General features: G+C 50.3%; 24 protein-coding genes and 1 other RNA gene. 11 read left to right on the forward strand and 14 right to left on the reverse strand.

The features are described from left to right. The first annotated feature begins 20 nt into the window (after positions 1–20). Positions 21–398, forward strand: an RNA gene (gene rnpB / locus JM656_RS02590) — RNase P RNA component class A. A gap of 166 nt (positions 399–564) precedes the next feature. On the opposite strand, the gene JM656_RS02595 is transcribed toward rnpB, so the two are convergent. From JM656_RS02595 to JM656_RS02620, 6 genes are read right to left on the reverse strand one after another with little or no spacing between them, the layout of a single operon-like run. Beyond that, positions 565–1260 carry a 6-phosphogluconolactonase gene (locus tag JM656_RS02595; protein WP_203359878.1) on the reverse strand — a complete coding sequence of 232 codons (696 nt, stop codon included), beginning with the start codon at positions 1258–1260 and terminating at the stop codon, positions 565–567. A 3-nt stretch (positions 1261–1263) separates the two neighbouring features. After that, positions 1264–1977, reverse strand: coding sequence for a GntR family transcriptional regulator (locus JM656_RS02600; protein WP_203359879.1), 714 nt, complete (start codon positions 1975–1977; stop codon positions 1264–1266). Beyond that, positions 1967–2404: a PTS sugar transporter subunit IIA gene (locus JM656_RS02605; protein WP_203359880.1), complete on the reverse strand. Its 438-nt coding sequence runs from the start codon at positions 2402–2404 to the stop codon at positions 1967–1969. Before JM656_RS02605 ends, JM656_RS02600 begins: the two co-directional genes overlap by 11 nt. After that, complete coding sequence (locus tag JM656_RS02610; RefSeq protein WP_203359881.1) at positions 2404–3216, reverse strand: PTS system mannose/fructose/sorbose family transporter subunit IID; 813 nt, start codon at positions 3214–3216, stop codon at positions 2404–2406. Before JM656_RS02610 ends, JM656_RS02605 begins: the two co-directional genes overlap by 1 nt. 1 nt (position 3217) lies before the next feature. Beyond that, the gene (locus JM656_RS02615) at positions 3218–3997 is read right to left on the reverse strand and encodes a PTS sugar transporter subunit IIC (RefSeq protein WP_203359882.1); all 780 of its coding nucleotides are present in this window, start codon (positions 3995–3997) and stop codon (positions 3218–3220) included. A 5-nt stretch (positions 3998–4002) separates the two neighbouring features. Continuing rightward, the gene (locus JM656_RS02620; protein WP_203359883.1) at positions 4003–4473 is read right to left on the reverse strand and encodes a PTS sugar transporter subunit IIB; all 471 of its coding nucleotides are present in this window, start codon (positions 4471–4473) and stop codon (positions 4003–4005) included. 1075 nt (positions 4474–5548) lie between these two features. On the opposite strand from JM656_RS02620, the gene tdcA reads away from it, so the two are divergent. The 9 genes from tdcA to JM656_RS02665 all read left to right on the forward strand — a co-directional run bounded on the left by tdcA (position 5549) and on the right by JM656_RS02665 (position 17329). Beyond that, positions 5549–6487 carry a transcriptional regulator TdcA gene (tdcA, locus tag JM656_RS02625; protein WP_203359884.1) on the forward strand — a complete coding sequence of 313 codons (939 nt, stop codon included), beginning with the start codon at positions 5549–5551 and terminating at the stop codon, positions 6485–6487. A 95-nt stretch (positions 6488–6582) separates the two neighbouring features. Continuing rightward, entirely contained in the window at positions 6583–7572 is a 990-nt protein-coding gene (gene tdcB / locus JM656_RS02630; protein WP_203359885.1) for a bifunctional threonine ammonia-lyase/L-serine ammonia-lyase TdcB, read from the forward strand. A 20-nt stretch (positions 7573–7592) separates the two neighbouring features. Further along, positions 7593–8924 (forward strand): threonine/serine transporter TdcC, encoded by a 1332-nt coding sequence (tdcC, locus tag JM656_RS02635; RefSeq protein WP_203359886.1) that lies wholly within the window; start codon positions 7593–7595, stop codon positions 8922–8924. A 26-nt stretch (positions 8925–8950) separates the two neighbouring features. Beyond that, positions 8951–10159 carry a propionate kinase gene (gene tdcD, locus JM656_RS02640; RefSeq protein ID WP_203359887.1) on the forward strand — a complete coding sequence of 403 codons (1209 nt, stop codon included), beginning with the start codon at positions 8951–8953 and terminating at the stop codon, positions 10157–10159. A 33-nt stretch (positions 10160–10192) separates the two neighbouring features. Further along, on the forward strand, positions 10193–12487 hold the full coding sequence (gene pflB / locus JM656_RS02645) for a formate C-acetyltransferase (RefSeq protein ID WP_203359888.1): 2295 nt from the start codon (positions 10193–10195) through the stop codon (positions 12485–12487). Between the two features lie 13 nt (positions 12488–12500). Continuing rightward, positions 12501–12890 (forward strand): enamine/imine deaminase, encoded by a 390-nt coding sequence (locus JM656_RS02650; RefSeq protein WP_162379416.1) that lies wholly within the window; start codon positions 12501–12503, stop codon positions 12888–12890. Positions 12891–12984: 94 nt separating this feature from the next. Then, on the forward strand, positions 12985–14349 hold the full coding sequence (tdcG, locus tag JM656_RS02655) for an L-serine ammonia-lyase (RefSeq protein WP_203359889.1): 1365 nt from the start codon (positions 12985–12987) through the stop codon (positions 14347–14349). 310 nt (positions 14350–14659) lie between these two features. Continuing rightward, positions 14660–15991 carry an amino acid permease gene (locus tag JM656_RS02660; RefSeq protein ID WP_203359890.1) on the forward strand — a complete coding sequence of 444 codons (1332 nt, stop codon included), beginning with the start codon at positions 14660–14662 and terminating at the stop codon, positions 15989–15991. A 27-nt stretch (positions 15992–16018) separates the two neighbouring features. Continuing rightward, complete coding sequence (locus JM656_RS02665; RefSeq protein ID WP_203359891.1) at positions 16019–17329, forward strand: serine dehydratase subunit alpha family protein; 1311 nt, start codon at positions 16019–16021, stop codon at positions 17327–17329. Positions 17330–17413: 84 nt separating this feature from the next. On the opposite strand, the gene JM656_RS02670 is transcribed toward JM656_RS02665, so the two are convergent. Continuing rightward, positions 17414–17575 (reverse strand): hypothetical protein, encoded by a 162-nt coding sequence (locus tag JM656_RS02670; RefSeq protein ID WP_203359892.1) that lies wholly within the window; start codon positions 17573–17575, stop codon positions 17414–17416. A 25-nt stretch (positions 17576–17600) separates the two neighbouring features. Beyond that, positions 17601–18302, reverse strand: coding sequence for a pirin family protein (locus tag JM656_RS02675; RefSeq protein ID WP_203359893.1), 702 nt, complete (start codon positions 18300–18302; stop codon positions 17601–17603). 104 nt (positions 18303–18406) lie between these two features. Between JM656_RS02675 and yhaJ the strand changes: the two genes are divergently transcribed. After that, positions 18407–19303, forward strand: a complete 897-nt coding sequence (gene yhaJ / locus JM656_RS02680) for a DNA-binding transcriptional regulator YhaJ (protein ID WP_192613565.1) — start codon at positions 18407–18409, stop codon at positions 19301–19303. Between the two features lie 39 nt (positions 19304–19342). Here the strand turns inward: yhaJ and JM656_RS02685 are convergent, their stop codons facing one another. The 6 genes from JM656_RS02685 to JM656_RS02710 all read right to left on the reverse strand — a co-directional run bounded on the left by JM656_RS02685 (position 19343) and on the right by JM656_RS02710 (position 22507). Next, positions 19343–19708, reverse strand: a complete 366-nt coding sequence (locus JM656_RS02685; protein ID WP_203359894.1) for a DUF805 domain-containing protein — start codon at positions 19706–19708, stop codon at positions 19343–19345. Between the two features lie 124 nt (positions 19709–19832). Next, a complete protein-coding gene (locus JM656_RS02690; RefSeq protein WP_203359895.1) occupies positions 19833–20819 on the reverse strand; it encodes a glutathione S-transferase family protein in 987 nt (328 codons plus the stop codon). A 71-nt stretch (positions 20820–20890) separates the two neighbouring features. Then, positions 20891–21283 (reverse strand): DoxX family protein, encoded by a 393-nt coding sequence (locus JM656_RS02695; RefSeq protein ID WP_193568566.1) that lies wholly within the window; start codon positions 21281–21283, stop codon positions 20891–20893. A gap of 221 nt (positions 21284–21504) precedes the next feature. Continuing rightward, a complete protein-coding gene (locus JM656_RS02700) occupies positions 21505–21804 on the reverse strand; it encodes a YqjK-like family protein (protein ID WP_203359896.1) in 300 nt (99 codons plus the stop codon). Next, positions 21801–22199 (reverse strand): phage holin family protein, encoded by a 399-nt coding sequence (locus JM656_RS02705; protein WP_203361199.1) that lies wholly within the window; start codon positions 22197–22199, stop codon positions 21801–21803. The genes JM656_RS02700 and JM656_RS02705 overlap by 4 nt, the downstream gene beginning before the upstream one ends. Positions 22200–22201: 2 nt before the next feature. Beyond that, positions 22202–22507, reverse strand: a complete 306-nt coding sequence (locus tag JM656_RS02710) for a YqjD family protein (protein ID WP_162379426.1) — start codon at positions 22505–22507, stop codon at positions 22202–22204. Positions 22508–22519: the final 12 nt, after the last annotated feature.

Genomic DNA, 22519 nt, shown 5'->3' on the forward strand with positions numbered 1-22519 from the left:
AACCCTCTATACTTCGCGCCGAAGCTGACCAGACAGTCGCCGCTTCGTCGTCGTCCCTTTCGGGGGAGACGGGCGGAGGGGAGGAAAGTCCGGGCTCCATAGGGCAGGGTGCCAGGTAACGCCTGGGGGGGAAACCCACGACCAGTGCAACAGAGAGCAAACCGCCGATGGCCCACGCAAGTGGGATCAGGTAAGGGTGAAAGGGTGCGGTAAGAGCGCACCGCGCGGCTGGTAACAGTCCGTGGCACGGTAAACTCCACCCGGAGCAAGGCCAAATAGGGGTTCATAAGGTACGGCCCGTACTGAACCCGGGTAGGCTGCTTGAGCCAGTGAGCGATTGCTGGCCTAGATGAATGACTGTCCAACGACAGAACCCGGCTTATCGGTCAGTTTCACCTAATTATGTAAAAACCCGCTTCGGCGGGTTTTTACTTTTACGGGACAGGGAAGATGAATGACTGTCCACGACGCTATACTCAAAAGAAAGCGGCTTATCGGTCCGTTTCACCTATTAAAAAACCCCGCTTCGGCGGGGTTTTTGCTTTTCAGGGGATGGCGTTGAAATCAAATTACATCTTCGGAATACACTATTTCAGCATTAGGATGTATTTTCACCAGCGATGCAGGTAGGGACGTCGTCACGTTACTTTTGAGTAACTTGTCAAAGATCTCCTTTTTATGCTCGCCAGTCACCATCAAAATGACTTTTTTGGCTGACATAATTTCCTGCAATCCTAATGAGATACCAAATTCAATATTATTCTTACCTGATACCATCGGATGCGCTTTTGAAGCCGAGTGCAGCGTAACTTTACTGACGTTCACTGGCAAGCCGTCGTTAGGTTCGATAAAACCAATATGCCCGTTCATACCCAGACCAATAATGCACAGGTCAGGATTTTTCATTGAGTCCATGACTTCCTGAATACGTTCAACTTCGGTTTCCGGTAATTCACCACCATCGAACGCGATGTAATTTTCGGGTTGAATACCCCATGGCTTAACAACATGTTCAGTTAAATAGTGTTCACACGAGTCTTTATCCGAATTACTGAGACCCACCCATTCATCTAATTTAATGATTTTTGCTTGGCTGGCAGGACTGGACAGCATTGACGGTACCATATCAAATGCTTTAGTCGGTGTTCCACCTGAAGCAAGAATAAATGAAGCGTCTTCTTTTCTCGCGATAGTGTCGGCAATCTGTTGTGCTACATGGGCCGCAACATCTTCCTGGGTCGTTAATTTAACCAATTGCATCAGTTAACCTCTTTTCATATTTCGTGTAAATTCAAGAATGCCTGAATCAGTGATTGAGACGGTATATTCAAATACGCCATTCTCATTTGAACCGATGCGAATAACGCTCATCATGGGAGTGGGTTCATTCACCTCAAAAATTTTGCACTGCTCTTCATTGAGAATAATGGGTGTGAGCTTCTCTTTAATGCTCATTTCGCCGCTCTTGCCGATATCATCAAGGGCCCGGTACAAGCCAACCTGTTCAACATGTTCAATATTAAGCAAGTTAAATGTTGATTGCAGAAGATAGGTATCTTCAAGCACAGCCAGAGCGTCGTTGACATAACGACGACGGGATATGACTGCAAAACATTCATCTGCGGCAACACCAAAAATATTTGCGACAAACGCAGACTTTAGAAAATCAACTTTCTCAATAATGGTTTTATGTTTCAGCCCTTTTTTATCGACATCCTGAGTAAAGCTCAACTCAGGTTCGACTTCCTCACGGAGCATCGGAATGGTCACAATATTACCAATGCCCTGTTTCGAGACGAGGTAGCCACGTTCAATCAGGTAGGCAATAGCGCTACGAATGGTTGAGCGGCTGCATTGATAATTTTCTTTTAGCATCAATTCTGACGTTAATTTATCACCTTCCTGTAAGCCGCGAATCTCTTCTAAAATCAGTTCAGAAATCTGCAGATACTTCGGCAATAAATGTTTAGATTCCATCGTCTTCTTCCTCAAAGGATATCTGCGTATCTTCTATAACAAACGCAGATATTGATTCTTTCCCCTGCTCTAACACTATTTCAACAAGCTCAGGCATGGTATCGACGTCATCTCGAGCCTCGATAGCGGCCACCACCATATTGAAATTTGTACCGGTTAGAACCTCAATGTCATAACCTTTTAGTTTTAACTCTACTGACTTATTAAAAGGGGTACCACCCTTCATGTCAGTGAGGACTAAAAATGCAGAGTTCGGTTCCTGAGATGTCACCAGACATTCCAGTTGATCCCTGAAAACGGCGGAAGACATATCGTAGGCATAGGGAACGGCATAAAAATTGTCTACATCACCCAATACGCCTTTAATCAGACTCTGTAGCCCTTGAGAGAATTCTCCGTGACCGCTAATGATCACCACAACGTTCATTACACAATCCCCACTGCTGCGCCAAGGATTGAAAGTGCAGTGATGGCACCAATCATGACCAGCGGTTTGATTTTTTTCACCTTAACGGCGTAGAACACAGCGATGGCGACCAGTGCAGGCAGTAAGTTAGGCATCACTGCGTCCAGCAGATCGCTTTGCAGTTTAACCACCATGTCTCCGGCATCGAGCGTTAGCGGTGTCGATATCGATATATAGGAGGCCATTAGGCCGCCTATTACCGTCATCCCAAGAATGGTGGCGGTACGTGAAAGCTGTGCAGAAACCGTCTTGATGTTGGCAAAGGCCTTTGTGCCATTTCTGTAGGCAAAGTGCATCAGGCCAAAACGGATCGAAAACTGAATCACGAAGAAGCTGATCAGATAAAAGAACGGCGCGAACACATTACCGTGGCTTGCCAGACTCGCGGCAATACCGGCAATGATGGGGATCGCCGTCGCCCACAGTAATGAGTCGCCTAAACCCGCCATTGGCGCCATCGCGCTGATTTTAATGCTACGGATAACGTCAGGCGCCGCTTTCTTACGTTCGGCGGCCAACGCCAGGCCAAAGGCAAATGTGGGTACAAAGGTGTTGGTGTTGAAAAACTCACTGTGCAAATTCAACGACTTTTTAAGATCGTCAGGATTGGTGTGGATCTTCTTCAGTGCAGGCAGCATTGAGTAAATGACACCGCCTGCCTGCATACGCTCGTAGTTAAAGCTGGTATTCAACAGCATTGAGCGCCAGCACACCTTATTTAAGTCTGCTTTGGTTAACTCAGGCGCTTCAGTTTGGTCGATAAAATCGCTCATCTTAGATCCCTTCTTCTTCGGCTTCTGGCGCCGTTTTAGTCATAGTCTGCTGACGATGTTGATTAGAAAAGAAATCGTAAGCGGCGAAACAACCCCCAAAGATAGCCAGCGCGAGGATCGGCATCTTCAGGTAACTCACTGCGGCGAAACCGGCAATCAGGAACAGGATATGCTGGCGTTGCCACATCATTTTAAGCAGCATGGCAAAACCAACGGCAGGCAGGATCCCGCCAGCGACGCTCAGACCGTGGATGACAAACTCAGGTAACGATTTGATGAAACCGGAGGCTTGTTCGGCGCCAAAGTAAATCGGAATAAAAGCGACAACAAAGTACAAGATGAAGGCGAGGCTAAGACCCGTCCATTGAGTACGGGCAAAACCAGAGAAATTCATGGTTTCGATATAGCGATCGTTTTTATGCATGTACACCGCAAGGAAAGTACAAAATGCGGTCATGATCGCCTGCATCAGAATGGCGAATGGCACCGCCAGCGCAACAGAAACCTTTGGATCGAGCCCGCTCACAATCGTGAACGTTACGCCGATAACGGTACCGATCACCATGTTAGGGGGTTGGGCACCGCCAAATGCCGCAGTCTGACCCAGAAAGACCAGTTCCAGAATCGCACCGACCATCAAACCTGTTTTGACGTCACCCAGCACCAGGCCAACCAAAAAGCCAACAACCACCGGGCGATAGGTTTGAAACTGCTCAGCAAACGAATCTGCACCGGTAAATGCGGCAACAAGCGCAATGAGCAAAACTGTTGTTAATTCCATGAAATTTAACCTTTGTAGACTTGTTTGCTGTCATTAGGCGTCAGCGCGTAGTACACAGTAATTCCCTTGCTTACCAACGTGTCCAGGGCGGCTTTCTCTTCAGAGCTTACGTGATAGGACTTGTAAACTTTAATGTCGTGCTCGGCGGACCAGGCGCGATTCCCCAGGTTGATCTCTTTGATCGGCACGCCGTTTTCAACAAGCTTTAATGCATCCAGCGGGTTGTCCGTCATCAGCAGAATGTGTTGTTTCTGCGAGGCCTGGTGAATGACATCGATCGTTTTTTGGACTGAAAAATAGCGAACCCCAACTCCCTCTGGTGCGGCAATGGATATCAATTGTTTTCTCAATTCATCTCCGGCTACAGCGTCATTGCAGATAACAACCAGATTTGACTGTGTATGCGGAATCCATCCCGTCGCAACCTGACCGTGAATGTAGCGGTCATCTAAGCGGGTGTGCACGATATTCACCATGGTTCATTCTCCAGACCGTTGAGTGATTATTTGTCCGGATGTCCGGACAAGTGCAATTATCAACCATAACCCAGAGTAAAAATGAGAACGTGGTCAAAAAAGAGAACAAAATGAAAAACCATTTCAGACCAGAATGGAGAACGCTGAAAACTTCAGTGAGAGGCGTGGAGGGGCTGATAGCACATGAACACAGCGAATTGTGTTGCTCTGGGGACCTTGTCTGGCCTTCATTGTGGCGTAAAGGCAACGGATAATCGGCGAGAATTTCCGCGCATTTTGCGGTTTTGTGGTGAAAGAAATGAGTCAGGGGGAGGGACGTGCTTACCTCTGGAAGCCAGCACTGCGTCCGATAAACGTTTTATTAGCGGATAATGTACTCGTTGCTGGCATGAATTTAGCGCTCCTGGAGTGCAATAAACGGGAGGGATCGGGTAATAAATCGGCATATTTGAAATAACGCGGGCAGCATCCCTCTGGAGAGATTTCTTGTTTTGTGACGATTAACACAAAACGCTACCACTGCGGATTTATGCCAGATAAAAGAAATGCTGATGATCAAAATCACAAAATTACGCGCTGCAAAAACTGACAAACAAAGTGTTAAAATATTGTTTAAAATGATAATGAAAATAGCTGAATAGTTTAGCAAATGATAAATGTAATATTTATTCACACACAAACAAGGTAGAAAAATGTGATGTGCCACAATTTTTAACGGCAATTTTGTCCTGCTTATACAGATAGTTGATAAATTACTTTATAAATTTAAATGTAAATTTGCGTGATAATTACGCCGTAATTGCTTGAATTATCGTCTGTGTGGTCTTTTTAAAATAACCTCTAAAACGCAGATGTTATCGCCATAAAATATCGTTATCCCCTGTGTTTTTTCTTGATAAAAGCCCATCAAAAGTCTCTGGAGAAATGCATATGACTATGATTTATAAGTGTTTATTTTGAAAATCATAGGTCTGGCAAATGTAAGGTAAGGTAATTTGTGAGTGGTCGCACATAACCACATAACTTTTATTTGGTACACTTCCTGCCGTCAATAAAGTAATTAGTGTAGGCCGATATGAATACTATTCTTCTCCCTAAAACACAGCACTTAGTGGTCTTTCAGGAAGTCATTAGAAGCGGTTCTATCGGCTCGGCTGCAAAAGAATTAGGATTAACTCAGCCAGCGGTAAGCAAAATTGTTAGTGATGTCGAAGCCTATTTTGGTGTTGAGTTAGTTGTTCGTAAAAATACGGGTGTGACGTTGACGAGTGCGGGTCAGGTATTGTTATCCTGGTCCGAAACAATCACCCGCGAAATGAAAAAAATGGTGAGTGAGATGAACAGCATGACCTGCAATACGGTCGTCGACGTCTCGTTTGGTTTTCCTTCGCTAATTGGCTTTACGTTCATGTCAGACATGATTCACAAGTTTAAAGAGGTGTTTCCGAAAGCGCAGGTTTCGATGTACGAAGCGCAGCTTTCCTCTTTTCTACCTGCGATTCGTGATGGCCGACTGGATTTCGCTATCGGTACGCTGAGCGATGAGATGAAACTGCAAGATCTGCATGTGGAGCCGCTCTTTGAATCCGAGTTTGTGTTAGTTGCCAGCAAGTCCCGAACATGCACCGGCATCACTACGCTGGAATCGTTAAAGAACGAACAGTGGGTGTTGCCACAAACGAATATGGGCTACTACAGCGAACTCCTCACCACGTTACAAAGAAATGGCATCAACAGTGAAAACATCGTTAAAACAGATTCTGTTGTCACCATTTATAATCTTGTTCTCAATGCTGATTTTCTGACAGTCATTCCTTGCGATATGACCACACCTTTTGGTTCAAATCAGTTTATTACTATTCCAGTTGAGGAGACTTTACCGGTTGCGCGTTATGCCGCGGTATGGTCTAAGAATTATCGAATTAAAAAGGCAGCATCGGTTTTGGTTGAATTAGCCAAAGAATATTCATCATATAATGGTTGCAGACGAAAGCAATTAATCGAAATTAACTGAATTTAGTTTTAATACGCAATTGACGCCATATGTCTAAATATCAGACAGTGGTAACAGCTATTCATATTAGTTTAATACCCAGGTAAGAGGTTTTCATGCACATTACATACGATCTCCCGGTTGCTATTGAAGATGTCATCGAAGCGAAAAAAAGACTTGCGGGCAAAATCTATAAAACGGGGATGCCTCGCTCCAACTATTTGAGTGAACGTTGCAAAGGTGAAATATTCCTGAAGTTTGAAAATATGCAACGTACCGGCTCATTTAAAATCCGTGGCGCATTTAATAAACTCAGCTCTTTAACGGAAGCTGAAAGACGCAAAGGTGTCGTGGCCTGTTCAGCGGGTAACCACGCGCAAGGGGTTTCTCTCTCCTGTGCCATGCTCGGTATTGACGGCAAGGTTGTCATGCCTAAGGGCGCGCCGAAGTCTAAAGTCGCAGCCACCTGTGACTATTCTGCAGAAGTGATCCTGCACGGCGACAACTTCAACGACACGATTGCCAAAGTCAGTGAAATTGTTGAAACCGAAGGGCGTATTTTTATTCCACCTTATGATGATCCGAAAGTGATTGCCGGTCAGGGTACAATTGGCCTGGAAATCATGGAAGATTTATATGATGTCGATAACGTAATTGTGCCAATCGGCGGCGGCGGCTTAATTGCAGGTATTGCGATTGCAATTAAATCCATCAACCCGACCATTAAAATTATCGGCGTACAGTCTGAAAACGTACACGGTATGGCGGCATCTTACCATGCCGGTGAAATAACCACGCATCGAACGACCGGCACCCTGGCGGATGGTTGTGATGTCTCTCGCCCGGGTAATTTGACCTATGAAATTGTTCGTGAATTAGTTGACGACATCGTACTGGTCAGCGAGGACGAAATTCGCAGCAGTATGATTGCGTTAATACAGCGTAATAAAGTTGTCACCGAAGGCGCTGGTGCTCTGGCTTGTGCAGCATTATTAAGCGGGAAATTAGATAGCTATATCCAGAACAGAAAAACAGTCTGCATTATTTCTGGCGGTAATATCGATCTTTCTCGTGTATCTCAAATTACTGGTTTAGTTGACGCTTAATATTTCGTTGAGGATAGGATATGAGTACTACTGATAGCATTGTATCCAGCCAGACAAAACAGTCGTCCTGGCGCAAATCGGACACCACCTGGACACTGGGTTTATTTGGTACAGCCATCGGCGCAGGGGTATTGTTCTTCCCTATCCGCGCAGGTTTTGGCGGACTGATCCCCATTTTGTTGATGCTGGTGTTAGCATACCCCATCGCGTTCTATTGCCACCGCGCACTGGCACGCCTGTGTCTTTCCGGTTCTAATCCATCCGGGAACATTACAGAAACGGTTGAAGAGCATTTTGGTAAAACAGGTGGCGTGGTTATCACGTTCCTCTACTTCTTTGCGATTTGTCCACTGCTGTGGATTTATGGTGTCACCATCACCAACACCTTTATGACTTTCTGGGAAAACCAGTTGCAGATGCCAGCGCTTAACCGTGGCTTCGTGGCACTGTTCCTGCTGCTGCTGATGGCATTCGTCATCTGGTTCGGTAAAGATCTGATGGTTAAAGTGATGAGCTACCTGGTATGGCCGTTCATTGCCAGCCTGGTGCTGATCTCCATGTCGTTGATCCCTTACTGGAACTCAGCGGTTATCGATCAGGTGGATCTCAGTAATATCGCGTTGACCGGGCATGACGGTATCCTGGTTACCGTATGGCTGGGTATTTCCATCATGGTGTTCTCTTTCAACTTCTCGCCGATTGTCTCTTCTTTCGTGGTCTCTAAACGCGAAGAGTATGAGAAAGACTTTGGTCGTGAGTTCACTGAGCAGAAATGTTCCAAGATCATCTCCCGCGCCAGTATGTTGATGGTTGCCGTGGTGATGTTCTTCGCGTTCAGCTGCCTGTTCACGCTCTCTCCGGCAAACATGGCGGAAGCCAAAGCGCAGAACATTCCGGTGCTTTCTTACCTGGCAAACCACTTTGCTTCACTGTCCGGCACGAAATCGACTTTCGCGACGGTTCTGGAGTATGGTGCTTCTATTATCGCACTGGTTGCCATCTTCAAATCTTTCTTCGGCCACTATCTGGGCACCCTGGAAGGTCTGAACGGTCTGGTACTGAAGTTTGGTTATAAAGGCGATAAAACCAAAGTTTCCTCCGGCAAACTTAACACCATCAGCATGATCTTCATCATGGGTTCCACCTGGGTTGTGGCATACGCCAACCCGAACATTCTGGACCTGATTGAAGCCATGGGTGCGCCGATTATTGCATCGCTGCTCTGCCTGCTGCCGATGTACGCCATCCGTAAAGCGCCGTCTCTGGCGAAGTACCGTGGTCGTCTGGATAACGTGTTTGTTACCGTCATTGGTCTGCTGACCATTCTGAACATCGTGTACAAACTGTTTTAATCCTTAAACGCAGGATGAGTAGTGAAATGAATGAATTCCCGGTAGTTTTGGTTATTAACTGTGGATCATCTTCAATTAAGTTTTCAGTGTTGGATGCAACCCATTGTGATGTTTTGATGGCGGGTATTGCGGACGGAATTAATTCTGAAAATGCTTTTTTGGTCGTGAATGGGGGAGAGCCAGCGCAGCTGGCTCACCACAGCTACGAAGGTGCATTCCAGGCGATAGCCGTTGAGCTGGAAAAACGTAATTTAATCGATAGCGTGGCCTTAATTGGCCACCGTATCGCCCACGGCGGAAATATCTTTACTGAGTCGGCCATTATCACTGATGAGGTTATTGAAAATATTCGCCGGGTTTCTCCTTTAGCACCATTACACAATTACGCGAATTTAAGCGGAATTGAATCGGCAAAGCAGCTGTTCCCTGGTGTTCAGCAGGTGGCCGTTTTTGATACCAGCTTCCATCAAACGCTGGCACCTGAAGCTTACCTGTACGGTTTACCGTGGAAATATTATGAAGAGCTGGGTGTGCGCCGATATGGATTTCATGGCACATCGCATCGCTACGTTTCACAACGTGCGTACGATCTCCTCGAACTTCAGGAGCAGGATTCCGGCCTGGTGATTGCTCATCTCGGCAATGGCGCGTCAATCTGCGCGGTCCGTAACGGACAGAGCGTCGATACCTCAATGGGGATGACGCCGCTGGAAGGGCTGATGATGGGCACGCGCAGCGGCGACGTGGACTTTGGCGCCATGGCGTGGGTAGCCAGCGAAACCAACCAGACGCTGAGCGACCTTGAGCGAGTGGTCAACAAAGAGTCCGGCTTACTGGGCATTTCGGGTCTGTCTTCTGATTTACGCGTGCTGGAAAAAGCCTGGAACGAAGGCCATGAACGCGCACAGCTGGCGATCAAAACGTTTGTGCATCGCATTGCACGCCATATTGCTGGCCACGCTGCGTCGTTACATCGTCTGGACGGCATTATTTTCACTGGCGGTATCGGTGAGAACTCCGTGTTAATTCGCCGCCTGGTGATTGAACATCTGGCCGTACTGGGCGTGAGTGTAGACAGCGATATGAACAGTCTGCCTAATTCCCATGGCGAAAGAATTATCTCAGGCAAAGAGGCCCGTGTTATTTGCGCCGTCATTCCAACGAATGAAGAAAAAATGATTGCACTTGATGCTATTCATTTAGGCAAAGTTAACGCCCCCGTGGAATTTGCATAACTTATTTGTTGTTCTGTAGAGAGATTATTTTTCATGAAGGTAAATATCGATACCAGCGATATGCTGTATGCCGACGCCTGGCTTGGTTTTAAAGGTACGGACTGGAAAGAAGAAATTAATGTCCGTGATTTTATTCAGCACAACTATACGCCATATGAAGGGGATGAATCTTTCCTTGCAGAAGCGACCCCGGCAACCACAGCATTGTGGGAAAAAGTCATGGCGGGAATTCGTATTGAAAACTCAACCCATGCCCCGGTTGATTTCGATACCAATATAGCGACAACGATCACCGCGCATGATGCGGGATATATTGAACAAGAGCTGGAAAAGATCGTCGGTCTGCAAACGGATAAACCGCTGAAGCGTGCCCTGCACCCATTTGGCGGCATCAATATGATCAAAAGCTCGTTTGATGCTTATGGTCGTGAGATGGATGCCGATTTTGAGTACCAATATACTGAACTGCGTAAAACCCATAACCAGGGCGTGTTCGACGCCTACTCTCCGGATATGCTGCGCTGCCGTAAGTCCGGCGTATTAACCGGTCTGCCAGACGGCTATGGTCGTGGTCGTATTATTGGCGATTACCGCCGCGTCGCGCTGTACGGTATCCGCTATCTGGTGCGTGAGCGTGAACAGCAATTTGCCGATCTCCAGTCGAATCTGGAGTGGGGGCAGAATCTTGAGGCGACCATTCGCCTGCGTGAAGAGCTGTCTGAACACCGTCGCGCACTGCTGCAGATGCAGGAAATGGCCGCGAAATACGGTTGCGATATTTCCCGTCCAGCGCGTAATGCGCAGGAAGCCGTACAGTGGGTTTACTTCGCCTATCTGGCTGCGGTGAAATCGCAGAACGGCGGTGCAATGTCACTGGGCCGTACCGCGTCGTTCCTTGATATCTACATCGAACGCGACTTTAAAGCCGGCGTCCTGACGGAGCAGCAGGCACAGGAACTGATCGACCACTTCATCATGAAGATCCGTATGGTGCGCTTCCTGCGTACGCCGGAATTCGACACCCTGTTCTCCGGCGACCCTATCTGGGCGACCGAAGTGATCGGCGGGATGGGGCTGGATGGTCGCACCCTGGTGACCAAAAACTCCTACCGTTACCTGCATACGCTGCACACCATGGGGCCAGCGCCAGAACCAAACCTGACCGTGTTGTGGTCAGAAGCGCTGCCGATTGCGTTTAAAAAGTATGCTGCGCAAGTCTCTATCGTCACCTCATCGTTGCAGTATGAAAACGACGATCTGATGCGTGCTGACTTCGACAGCGACGATTATGCCATTGCCTGCTGCGTGAGCCCGATGGTAATCGGCAAGCAAATGCAGTTCTTTGGTGCGCGTGCCAACCTCGCGAAAACCCTGCTGTACGCAATCAACGGCGGTGTTGATGAGAAGCTGAAAATCCAGGTTGGGCCGAAAACGGCGCCATTGATGGATGACGTGCTGGAATACGACACGGTGATGGAGAGCCTGGACCACTTTATGGACTGGCTGGCGGTGCAGTACATCAGCGCCCTGAACATCATCCACTACATGCATGACAAGTACAGCTACGAAGCGTCACTGATGGCACTGCACGATCGCGATGTTTATCGGACGATGGCGTGCGGAATGGCGGGCCTGTCCGTTGCAGCGGATTCCCTCTCTGCAATCAAATATGCACGAGTGAAACCGATTCGTGATGAAAACGGACTGGCTGTCGACTTTGAAATTGAAGGCGACTACCCGCAGTACGGGAATAACGACGAACGTGTGGACAGCATTGCCTGCGATCTGGTTGAACGCTTTATGAAGAAAATTAAAGTGTTGCCAACCTACCGTAACGCAGTGCCGACGCAGTCCATCCTGACCATTACCTCTAACGTGGTGTATGGCCAGAAAACCGGGAACACCCCGGATGGTCGTCGCGCCGGTACGCCGTTCGCGCCAGGGGCTAACCCGATGCATGGCCGTGACCGTAAAGGGGCTGTAGCGTCGCTGACATCGGTAGCAAAACTGCCGTTCACCTACGCCAAAGACGGTATTTCGTACACCTTCTCCATTGTGCCAGCGGCGCTGGGTAAAGATGACGGCGTGCGCAAAACCAACCTGGTCGGCCTGTTGGACGGTTACTTCCATCATGAAGCGCACGTTGAAGGTGGACAGCACCTGAACGTGAACGTGATGAACCGTGAAATGCTGCTGGATGCCATTGAGCACCCGGAAAACTATCCAAACCTGACAATCCGTGTCTCCGGTTACGCTGTGCGCTTCAATGCGCTGACCCGCGAGCAGCAACAGGATGTCATTTCGCGTACTTTCACCCAGGCGATTTAACGCCGGAGGCGATATGAGAAAGAGTATTGAGACCCAACGTGCACCGGGGGCCATCGGCCCCTACGTACAGGGCGTCGATTTAGGTAGTATGGTACTGACGTCGGGTCAGATCCCGGTTTGCCCACAAACGGGCGCGGTCGCAGAAAATGTTGCCGATCAGGCGCGTCAGAGCCTTGAGAACGTGAAGGCAATCGTGGTTGCAGCCGGGTTAGAGGTGGGCAGCATCGTGAAAACAACCGTCTTCATTACCGATATGAATGACTTTGCCACCATCAATCAGGTTTACCAGCAGTTCTTTGACGAACACCAGGCTATCTATCCCGCGCGCAGCTGCGTTCAGGTTGCCCGTCTGCCGAAGGACGTGAAACTGGAGATTGAAGCCATCGCGGTACGCAGCGCGTAAGTCATCCTCTGCGGGGCGATCGTCAGGATCGCCCCGATCCCAATAATGAGTGTGAAACCTGGTCTTCACTGAACGGCAATCCGAGGGTGTGGATATGATTAGCGCATTCGAAATTTTTAAGATTGGCATTGGACCTTCCAGCTCGCATACCGTAGGGCCAATGAATGCTGGAAAATGTTTTATTGATCAACTGACCCATTCTGGAACGCTGCTGCAGACGACGCGTATGGTGGTCGATCTGTATGGATCGTTATCGCTGACCGGAAAAGGGCATGCGACCGATATCGCCATCATGATGGGACTGGCTGGAAATAGTCCACAGGATGTTGATATTGATGGTATTCCTGCGTTTATTCAGGAAGCGACCCGTACCGGACGCCTGCTCGTGGCGGACGGCGCTCACGTGGTCGATTTTCCCGTCGCAGACAGTATTCTTTTCCATGAAGAAACGCTCCCGCGCCATGAGAATGGGATGCGCATCACTGCGTGGAACGGGCAGGAAAAACTGTTAAGCAAAACCTATTACTCCGTTGGCGGTGGCTTTATCGTCGAAGAGGAGCGTTTTGGTCAGGCGCATGACGTTGAAACGTCGGTTCCTTATGGCTTTCACTCCGCCAGCGAACTCCTGAAACTGTGTGAAAGAAATGGACTCTCCGTCTCCGGCTTGATGATGCAAAATGAGCTGGCGATGCGCAGTAAAGACGAAGTGGATGCGGGATTTGCGCGTATCTGGGAGGTGATGCATGCAGGGATAGAACGTGGCATGAACACCGAAGGCGTGTTGCCTGGGCCGCTTAATGTGCCGCGTCGTGCGGTCGCGCTGCGTCGGTTACTGGTCTCCAGCGACAGCCTGTCGAGCGATCCGATGAATGTCATCGACTGGATCAACATGTTCGCCTTAGCCGTGAGTGAAGAGAACGCGGCGGGAGGACGGGTCGTGACCGCGCCTACGAACGGGGCGTGTGGCATTATCCCTGCCGTACTGGCCTATTATGACAAGTTCCGCCGTCCGGTGAATGCAAACTCAATTGCCCGTTATTTACTGGCGGCTGGCGCCATCGGCGCATTGTACAAGATGAATGCTTCCATCTCCGGGGCGGAAGTCGGCTGTCAGGGCGAGATTGGCGTCGCCTGTTCGATGGCGGCGGCAGGGCTTACGGAATTGCTGGGCGGTAGCCCGGCGCAGGTCTGTATTGCGGCGGAAATCGCGATGGAACACAACCTGGGATTAACCTGTGATCCGGTAGCCGGACAGGTACAAATTCCGTGCATTGAACGTAACGCGATTAATGCTGTAAAAGCGGTGAATGCGGCGCGCATGGCGTTGCGCCGGACATCTGAACCACGGGTTTCTCTCGATAAAGTCATCGAGACGATGTATGAGACCGGTAAAGATATGAACGATAAATACCGTGAAACCTCACGTGGCGGTCTAGCAATTAAAGTCGTTTGTACCTGACAGAACCCCCTTCTTCTCTTCCCCCTTTAGGCGCATCCTGGTGCGCCTTTTTTTATGTTGTGATCTCCCTCAAATTCATGTTGTGATCCCCTTCAAATAGAGAAAATGCACTCACTTAATGCATTTTAAATAGAAAATATTTCTTAACTTTTAGAAATTGTAAGGTCTTTATTGTGAAGTTTTTCTCTGACCCTGCGCGTATGATTTCTTCATTACAAAAGCTCGCCTGCAGAAAACGTACCGCGTATCGCCTTGATGCGGCACGAAAAAAATAATAAATACCTCTACCTGAACATTAAGCGAGAACCTTATGGAAACGGCAACGAATAACAGCGTCATACTCGACGCATCGGCCCCGGCGCGCCGGGCTGGAATGAGTGAAAGTGAGTGGCGTGAAGCGATTAAATTCGACAGCATGGACACTGGCTGGGTCATTATGAGTATCGGCATGGCGATTGGCGCGGGGATTGTTTTTCTCCCTGTCCAGGTGGGATTAATGGGGCTGTGGGTCTTTTTGCTCTCCTCCATTATAGGCTACCCGGCGATGTACCTGTTTCAGCGTTTGTTTATTAACACCCTGGCGGAATCCCCTGAATGCAAAGACTACCCCAGCGTCATCAGTGGCTATCTGGGTAAAAACTGGGGGATCTTGTTAGGCGCGCTTTACTTTGTGATGTTGGTTATCTGGATGTTTGTGTACTCCACCGCCATAACCAATGACAGCGCGTCATACCTGCACACGTTCGGCGTCACTGAAGGTTTACTCTCTGACAGCCCGTTCTATGGCCTGGTGCTGATTTGTGCTCTGGTGGCCATCTCATCACGTGGTGAAAAGCTCCTGTTTAAAATCTCTACCGGCATGGTGCTGACCAAGCTGTTAGTGGTGGCGGCGTTAGGGGTTTCTATGGTCGGGATGTGGCGTCTGTATAACATTGGCGCGCTGCCGCCGATGGCGCTGTTGGTAAAAAACGCAATCATCACGTTGCCCTTTACGCTGACCTCAATTCTGTTTATCCAAACCTTAAGCCCGATGGTTATCTCTTACCGTTCACGTGCAAAATCCATCGAGGTGGCGCGTCATAAAGCGCTGCGCGCCATGAATATTGCGTTCGGGATCCTGTTTGTCACGGTCTTCTTCTATGCAGTCTCTTTCACTCTGGCGATGGGCCACGATGAAGCGGTGAAAGCGTATGAGCAAAATATTTCCGCCCTTGCGATTGCCGCACAGTTTATCAGTGGCGAAGGGGCTGGATGGGTCAAAGTGGTCAGCGTCATTCTGAACATCTTTGCAGTGATGACGGCGTTCTTCGGGGTTTATCTGGGCTTTCGTGAAGCCACGCAAGGGATTGTGATGAACCTGCTGCGCCGTAAAATGCCTGCCGAGAAGATCAACGAAACCCTCGTCCAGCGCGGCATTATGCTGTTCGCCATCTTACTGGCCTGGAGCGCAATTGTGTTGAATGCGCCCGTCCTCAGCTTTACCTCAATTTGTAGCCCAATCTTCGGCATGGTGGGATGTTTGATCCCGGCGTGGCTGGTCTACAAAGTTCCTGCACTGCACAAATACAAAGGCGCGTCGTTATATCTGATTATCTTCACTGGCCTGTTGCTGTGCGTTTCTCCGTTCCTGGCATTTTCTTGATATTGATGAAATTTTAAGGTCATTGTTATGTTTGAGACTACAGCAAATCCATTATGGCAGCGTTTTATCCTGGCGGTGCAGGAAGAAGTCAAACCGGCGCTGGGATGTACTGAACCGATTTCACTGGCCCTGGCGGCGGCCGTTGCGGTCTCTGAGCTTGAAGGCCCGGTCGAACGCATTGATGCGTGGGTCTCGCCAAACCTGATGAAAAACGGCATGGGAGTTACCGTACCGGGCACGGGGATGGTCGGGTTGCCCGTCGCGGCAGCGCTGGGTGCGCTGGGGGGCGATGCTCATGCGGGTCTGGAAGTCCTGAAAGATGCGTCTGCTGAGACGATTGCAGAGGCGAAAAACCTGCTGGCGGCTGGCAAGGTTTCGGTGATGTTGCAGGAGCCTTGCGAAGATATCCTGTTCTCACGCGCTAAAGTTTATAGCGCGTCAGGATGGGCATGCGTGACGATTGTCGGCGGTCATACCAACATTGTGCGTGTTGAAACAAACAAGGGTGTGGTGTTTACGCAGGATGAATGCCGTCAGCATGAAGAGCAGGCATCGCCGCTGGACGTACTTGCAGAGACGTCGCTGGAGGAGATTTTAGCCTTTGTGAACGCGGTTCCGTTCGAATCGATCCGTTTTATTCTCGACGCCGCGAAGCTCAACGGCGCGCTGTCTCAGGAAGGCCTGCGTGGCGCCTGGGGGTTGCATATCGGGGCGACGATGGAGAAACAGTGTGCACGGGGTCTGCTGGCAAACGATCTGTCCACCGCCATTCTGATCCGCACCAGTGCGGCGTCAGATGCGCGGATGGGGGGCGCAACGTTACCTGCAATGAGTAACTCTGGCTCGGGTAATCAGGGGATTACCGCGACGGTGCCGGTCATGGTGGTTGCGGAGCATTTCGGTGCCGATGAGGAACGTCTCGCACGTGCGTTGATGTTGTCACACCTGAGCGCGATTTACATTCATTACCAGTTGCCGCGTTTGTCCGCCCTGTGTGCGGCGACCACGGCGGCGATGGGCGCTGCCGCGGGAATGGCGTGGCTGATTGACGGGCGTTACAACACCATTGCGATGGCAATCGGCAGTATGATCGGCGACGTCAGTGGGATGATTTGCGACGGTGCGTCGAACAGCTGCGCAATGAAAGTGTCCACCAGCGCATCGTCGGCATGGAAAGCGGTGTTAATGGCACTGGATGATACGGCGGTGACCGGTAATGAGGGGATTGTGGCGCATAACGTCGAACAGTCTATCTCGAACCTGTGCGCGCTGGCGTCTCGTTCCATGCAGCAAACGGACAAGCAGATCATTGAGATTATGGCCAGTAAGGCACATTAATCGCCAGGCCGGATAAGATGCGTTGGCGTCACTATCCGGCAATTTACCGTCTGACTCCCCGATGGCGTTGCGCTTATCGGGTTGTCAGGCGGCGTCTTCTTCCGCCAGCCGGATTTCGGCATCCGCGACAATCGCTTCCAGCTCGGTCAACATCTCTTCATAACCAAACGGAGCAGGTTTGCTCACGGTTTCCTGCACGCTTTTTTTTGATACGGATTGACGCTGTTTAGCCGACTTTTTGCTCATAGTCATACTCCCTTGTTTTTCCAGACTATATAGGCAAATCTATCAGCAATGCGCGCAATGGCGTATCGGCCACTAACGTTATGTTAGCTTCATCACGAATAAATGCGCCGTCACCGCAGGTTAGCGCTTCTTTTTCTTCGTTATGGGTCACCGCATGGAACGTACCGTGAATCGATTGCAGGTAGGCGCGTGGGCCATACAGTTGAAAATTCACGGATTCACCCTGATTGAGCATGATGTGATGCACCCACACCTGTTGGCGCAGTTGCAGACTTTCCTGAGCGCCGTCCGGGGACGCGATCAGTTGCTGTTTACCCATTGTTAGCGCGGTTTTTTGTACCAGCGCATTTTCCCTTTCAGGACAGGCGTCCAGCCACAGCTGCATCCGGGTCAGCGGCTTTTCTTTGCTGAGATTGTGTTCGCTGTAGCTGATTCCCGGCTGGGTGGCGAGCAGTAATGCCTCTCCCGCTTTCGCCTGGACATGGTTTCCTTCGCTGTCGCGATACTCAGCTTCGCCTTCCAGAATCAGGTTTAAAATATCCACCTTCGGATAGGCGCGCGGCTGGAAAGAGGCGCCAGGCGCCAGGACTTCCTGGTTCAGGACGCGCAGCGAGGCGTATCCCAACAGTTTGGGGTCAAAGTAGTGTCCAAAAGAAAAGGTATAACGGGCCTGCAACCATCCATAATCTGCCTGGCCGCATTGTTTGGCTGTTCGGGTAGTAATCATAATTCTTGACCTCTCTTTACTTCCTTTTATGTTAAGGGGCTGGACGCTGCATTGTTAGCCAGATATTCTGCCCGGTATGTTCAAATTTCCTGAATGAGAACGCTATGGCCAAAGAAAGGGCATTAACGCTGGAAGCGCTACGTGTAATGGATGCGATTGACAGGCGTGGCAGCTTTGCCGCCGCGGCGGATGAGCTGGGGCGCGTGCCGTCTGCGCTCAGCTACACCATGCAAAAACTGGAAGAAGAGCTGGATGTGGTGCTGTTTGACCGCTCGGGCCACCGGACGAAGTTCACTAATGTCGGGCGTATGTTGCTGGAGCGCGGGCGGGTACTGCTGGAAGCGGCTGACAAGCTCACGACGGATGCGGAAGCGCTGGCGCGTGGCTGGGAAACGCATCTGACGTTGGTGACTGAAGCTCTGGTGCCGACGTCGGCTTTCTTCCCGCTTATCGACAGGCTGGCCGGTAAAGCGAATACCCAGCTTTCGGTGATCACCGAAGTGCTGGCGGGTGCATGGGAACGTCTGGAGCAGGGGCGTGCCGATATTGTCATCGCGCCGGATATGCATTTTCGTTCCTCGTCAGAAATTAACTCCCGCAAGCTGTACACCCTGATGAACGTCTACGTGGCGGCACCTGACCATCCGATCCATCAGGAGCCTGAACCTTTATCGGAAGTCACTCGCGTCAAATACCGTGGGATTGCGGTGGCGGATACTGCCCGTGAGCGTCCGGTGTTAACCGTTCAGCTTCTGGATAAACAGCCTCGTCTGACGGTGAGCACCATCGAGGATAAGCGTCAGGCGCTATTGGCCGGACTTGGTGTCGCAACGATGCCGTATCCGCTGGTGGAGCAGGATATCGCCGAAGGGCGGCTACGTGTTGTCAGCCCGGAATCGACCAGCGAGATCGATATCATCATGGCGTGGCGACGTGACAGCATGGGAGAAGCGAAGTCCTGGTGTCTGCGGGAGATCCCCAAGCTGTTTGCCGGAAAGTAAAAGTGAAACGCACCTCTGACGAGAGGTGCGAAGATGACATCAGGCGTTAAGCTTCGGATCCGCTCCGAAACGGTTTTCGCCCGACACGCCGCTCTGGCAGGTAAAGATAAAAATGACCAGCCAGCCTATGATGGGGATGAGTAATATCAATAGCCACCATGCTGTGCGGTCTGTGTCATGCAGACGGCGAAACAGTACCGCTAAGCCGGGTAAAAAGATCAGAACCCCATAAATGCTGGTCAGCATGCCTTCTCCCGCAGTGCCCTCCCAGCCAAACATCTTGTCCAGTACCGCCAGTACCACTGTAAAGATGCCGTTGACCAGAACAAACATCCAGTACTCTTTGCGGCGCGCACGACCGCCAAAACCGATGTAGTTCTTTAATACTTTTAAATACCAGTCCATTTTTTCCTCAATCGTGGTCAATCACTTGTTTTTAAAGTAATCAAACCAAGAATAGCCGCGAATGGGAAAGTGGTAAATATTTGAGGTGTGAATAAACAAAGCACCCTGAAGGGTGCCCTGTAAACTAGCGAAAACGGAGATCGCGTCCGTGAGGCTCGTTAAGATCCTGCCACGGGCCGACAGAAATAATGCCGGTTGGGTTGATGGTTTTGTGACTGCGGAAATAGTGGTGACGAATATGGTCGAAATTGACCGTTTCCGCGATGCCCGGAATTTGATAAATATCGCGCAAAAAGCCATACAGATTCAGGTAGTCGCTGATACGGTGCTTGTCGCACTTGAAATGTGTCACGTACACCGGGTCGAAGCGCACTAATGTCGTCCACAGCCGGATGTCTGCTTCCGTTAACCGATCGCCGGTCAGATAGCGATGCTGCCCCAGAATCTGCTCCAGGCGCGCCAGCGAGTCAAAGACGTGGGTCACGGCGTCATCATAAGCCTGTTGGCTGGTGGCAAAACCGGCTTTATAGACACCGTTGTTCACATTGTCATAAATCCAGCTGTTCAGTTCGTCTATTTCAGTGCGCAGTTCCGGAGGGTAGTAATCGCCCGCTTTCGCGCCCAGCGCGTCAAACGCCGTGTTGAACATACGGATGATTTCCGCCGATTCGTTACTGACGATGGTGTGATTCTTTTTATCCCACAGCACCGGCACGGTGACGCGACCGCTGTAATGCGGGTCGGCGTGCAGGTAGAGTTGGTAGAGAAATTCATGCTGATAGAGCGTATCGCCCGTCGCCGCGGGAAAATCATCGTCGAACGTCCAGCCGTTTTCCAGCATCAGCGGATTGACGACCGACACCGAGATGAACGGTTCCAGGCCTTTGAGTTTACGTAAAATCAGTGTGCGGTGCGCCCAGGGGCAGGCAAGAGAGACGTACAGATGATAGCGGTCTTTTTCCGCGGCAAAACCCCCGTTGCCAGATGGACCCGGTGCGCCATCCGCAGTGAGCCAGTGGCGGAAAGCTGATACGGAACGTTGAAATTTCCCTCCGGTAGATTTGGTGTCATACCAGACATCATGCCAGACGCCGTCAATCAGTTGTCCCATTTTCTCTCTCCTGCGGATAGTAAAAACGAGGAGTAAACCTCCTCGTTTTTTGATTCTTAATTATAGTGCGCTTACCACTTTTTATTCAGCACACGGTCGATGCTGAATGCGCCCGGACCCGTGATAGCCAGCAGCAGGAAGCCGCCAGAGATGGTCAGGTTTTTCATGAACATCAGCGAGTTTACGCCTTCGGCAAAGTTGCTGTGGAACAGGAATGCCGTTAACAGTGTAAAGCCCGCAGTGAACAGCGCAGTGGTACGGGTCAGGAAACCAAACAGGATTGCCAGACCGCCGCCAAACTCAAGCAAAATCACCAGCGGCAACATAAAGCCAGGGACGCCCATCGCTTCCATATATTGTTGGGTACCCGCATATCCGCTGATTTTTCCCCATCCTGCGGTAATAAACAGGATTGGCATCAGAATGCGCGCTACCAGTACACCAACATCTTCTAATTTTTTCATTTTACTCTCCAGGAAACCACTCAGGCTGCTGATTATGTTTTTTTATGCTATTACGCGGTAAAGCGCGTCGTTGCTGTCGATGGAGGGAATCATAAACGTGGCTAATGACAATTGTTAGCAAGGAAAACTGTCAGTATTTTTCAAAAAATTTGAGTGATGCGCAGAAGAAAGGGTGTGTAGCCTGATAAGCGAAGCGTTATCAGGCTTGAGGTGTGGCAAGGTTAATCGCGTAAATGCTGCTGCCGTAGCGTCGACTTAACCAAACGCCAGGCGCTCCAGAGGCCGAATCCTCGTTTCGTCCAACGCACCAGCCTGTTGGGGTGACGAAGTGTCCAGATGGCCATCACGCTGCTGCCCACTAGCGCCCATGAGCGTAGATTGAGCAGCGTGTTCCAGCCGCGATCGTACGTACGGGTGGTTTCAAGCCAGTCCCGGCGACAGACAGACAGATCTAACCTTTGCTGCTGGATCTGACTAAGCAGGATGGCCTTACGCTTTTGGCGTTCGACTTTGCTGCTCATCGGGGATCATCCTCAAGGATTTGTCTGTCGTTCGCCAGTTCGCGTCGTGTGTGGCGCAACAAGGTAGAGCGACGCGCCTTGCGTAACGTCCAGATTCCGCCGATCAATGCCATCACCAGCAGCACCACTGTCGTGGCGATCATGACATTGAGGCGATACTGAGGATCAACGGCCCAGATGATCAGAATCATCAGGCTCATCAGACCGAAAGCGGCAAACAGCATGGTGAGACCCAGCATCAGCAAAAGCTGGATGAGATTTGCTTTTTCTTCTTCCAGCTCAACAACAGCCAGTCGCAAACGGGTCTCCACCATCTCAACGAGAATAGTGACAATTCGCTGGCCAATCCCCAGAACGCTTTTACCCGGTCCTGGTGTTTGATGGGAATCCGCCATCATTAACGACGCGTCAGCAGTACGCCCAGCACGACACCTACTGCAGCGCCGATGCCGACGCCCGTCCACGGATTTTCACGCACATAGTCATCGGCGCGGGCCGCAGCTTCACGGGTCTGTTTTGCAATCGCGTCTCCGGTTTCTCCCAGACGATGGCGGCTTTCTTTCAGCGCGCGCTCGGCTTTGCTACGAATCTTACTCAGCTCTTCTTTTGACTTATCGCCAGAGGAACTGAGCACCTCTTCAAGCGTATCGGCCAGGGATTTCAACTCAGCGCGCAGATGTTCCGTAGTGTTATCATTCGACATAGTTTTCTCCAG

The organism is Citrobacter sp. R56, assembly GCF_016811995.1.
GTDB classification, from domain to species: Bacteria; Pseudomonadota; Gammaproteobacteria; order Enterobacterales; family Enterobacteriaceae; genus Citrobacter_D; species Citrobacter_D enshiensis.

What these genes read in the sequence shown, in the direction of transcription:
- JM656_RS02595 (WP_203359878.1), bottom strand. Translation starts at nt 1,260, where the DNA reads ATGCAATTGGTTAAATTAACGACCCAGGAAGATGTTGCGGCCCATGTA.
- JM656_RS02600 (WP_203359879.1), bottom strand. Translation starts at nt 1,977, where the DNA reads ATGGAATCTAAACATTTATTGCCGAAGTATCTGCAGATTTCTGAACTG.
- JM656_RS02605 (WP_203359880.1), bottom strand. Translation starts at nt 2,404, where the DNA reads ATGAACGTTGTGGTGATCATTAGCGGTCACGGAGAATTCTCTCAAGGG.
- JM656_RS02610 (WP_203359881.1), bottom strand. Translation starts at nt 3,216, where the DNA reads ATGAGCGATTTTATCGACCAAACTGAAGCGCCTGAGTTAACCAAAGCA.
- JM656_RS02615 (WP_203359882.1), bottom strand. Translation starts at nt 3,997, where the DNA reads ATGGAATTAACAACAGTTTTGCTCATTGCGCTTGTTGCCGCATTTACC.
- JM656_RS02620 (WP_203359883.1), bottom strand. Translation starts at nt 4,473, where the DNA reads ATGGTGAATATCGTGCACACCCGCTTAGATGACCGCTACATTCACGGT.
- tdcA (WP_203359884.1), top strand. Translation starts at nt 5,549, where the DNA reads ATGAATACTATTCTTCTCCCTAAAACACAGCACTTAGTGGTCTTTCAG.
- tdcB (WP_203359885.1), top strand. Translation starts at nt 6,583, where the DNA reads ATGCACATTACATACGATCTCCCGGTTGCTATTGAAGATGTCATCGAA.
- tdcC (WP_203359886.1), top strand. Translation starts at nt 7,593, where the DNA reads ATGAGTACTACTGATAGCATTGTATCCAGCCAGACAAAACAGTCGTCC.
- tdcD (WP_203359887.1), top strand. Translation starts at nt 8,951, where the DNA reads ATGAATGAATTCCCGGTAGTTTTGGTTATTAACTGTGGATCATCTTCA.
- pflB (WP_203359888.1), top strand. Translation starts at nt 10,193, where the DNA reads ATGAAGGTAAATATCGATACCAGCGATATGCTGTATGCCGACGCCTGG.
- JM656_RS02650 (WP_162379416.1), top strand. Translation starts at nt 12,501, where the DNA reads ATGAGAAAGAGTATTGAGACCCAACGTGCACCGGGGGCCATCGGCCCC.
- tdcG (WP_203359889.1), top strand. Translation starts at nt 12,985, where the DNA reads ATGATTAGCGCATTCGAAATTTTTAAGATTGGCATTGGACCTTCCAGC.
- JM656_RS02660 (WP_203359890.1), top strand. Translation starts at nt 14,660, where the DNA reads ATGGAAACGGCAACGAATAACAGCGTCATACTCGACGCATCGGCCCCG.
- JM656_RS02665 (WP_203359891.1), top strand. Translation starts at nt 16,019, where the DNA reads ATGTTTGAGACTACAGCAAATCCATTATGGCAGCGTTTTATCCTGGCG.
- JM656_RS02670 (WP_203359892.1), bottom strand. Translation starts at nt 17,575, where the DNA reads ATGAGCAAAAAGTCGGCTAAACAGCGTCAATCCGTATCAAAAAAAAGC.
- JM656_RS02675 (WP_203359893.1), bottom strand. Translation starts at nt 18,302, where the DNA reads ATGATTACTACCCGAACAGCCAAACAATGCGGCCAGGCAGATTATGGA.
- yhaJ (WP_192613565.1), top strand. Translation starts at nt 18,407, where the DNA reads ATGGCCAAAGAAAGGGCATTAACGCTGGAAGCGCTACGTGTAATGGAT.
- JM656_RS02685 (WP_203359894.1), bottom strand. Translation starts at nt 19,708, where the DNA reads ATGGACTGGTATTTAAAAGTATTAAAGAACTACATCGGTTTTGGCGGT.
- JM656_RS02690 (WP_203359895.1), bottom strand. Translation starts at nt 20,819, where the DNA reads ATGGGACAACTGATTGACGGCGTCTGGCATGATGTCTGGTATGACACC.
- JM656_RS02695 (WP_193568566.1), bottom strand. Translation starts at nt 21,283, where the DNA reads ATGAAAAAATTAGAAGATGTTGGTGTACTGGTAGCGCGCATTCTGATG.
- JM656_RS02700 (WP_203359896.1), bottom strand. Translation starts at nt 21,804, where the DNA reads ATGAGCAGCAAAGTCGAACGCCAAAAGCGTAAGGCCATCCTGCTTAGT.
- JM656_RS02705 (WP_203361199.1), bottom strand. Translation starts at nt 22,199, where the DNA reads ATGGCGGATTCCCATCAAACACCAGGACCGGGTAAAAGCGTTCTGGGG.
- JM656_RS02710 (WP_162379426.1), bottom strand. Translation starts at nt 22,507, where the DNA reads ATGTCGAATGATAACACTACGGAACATCTGCGCGCTGAGTTGAAATCC.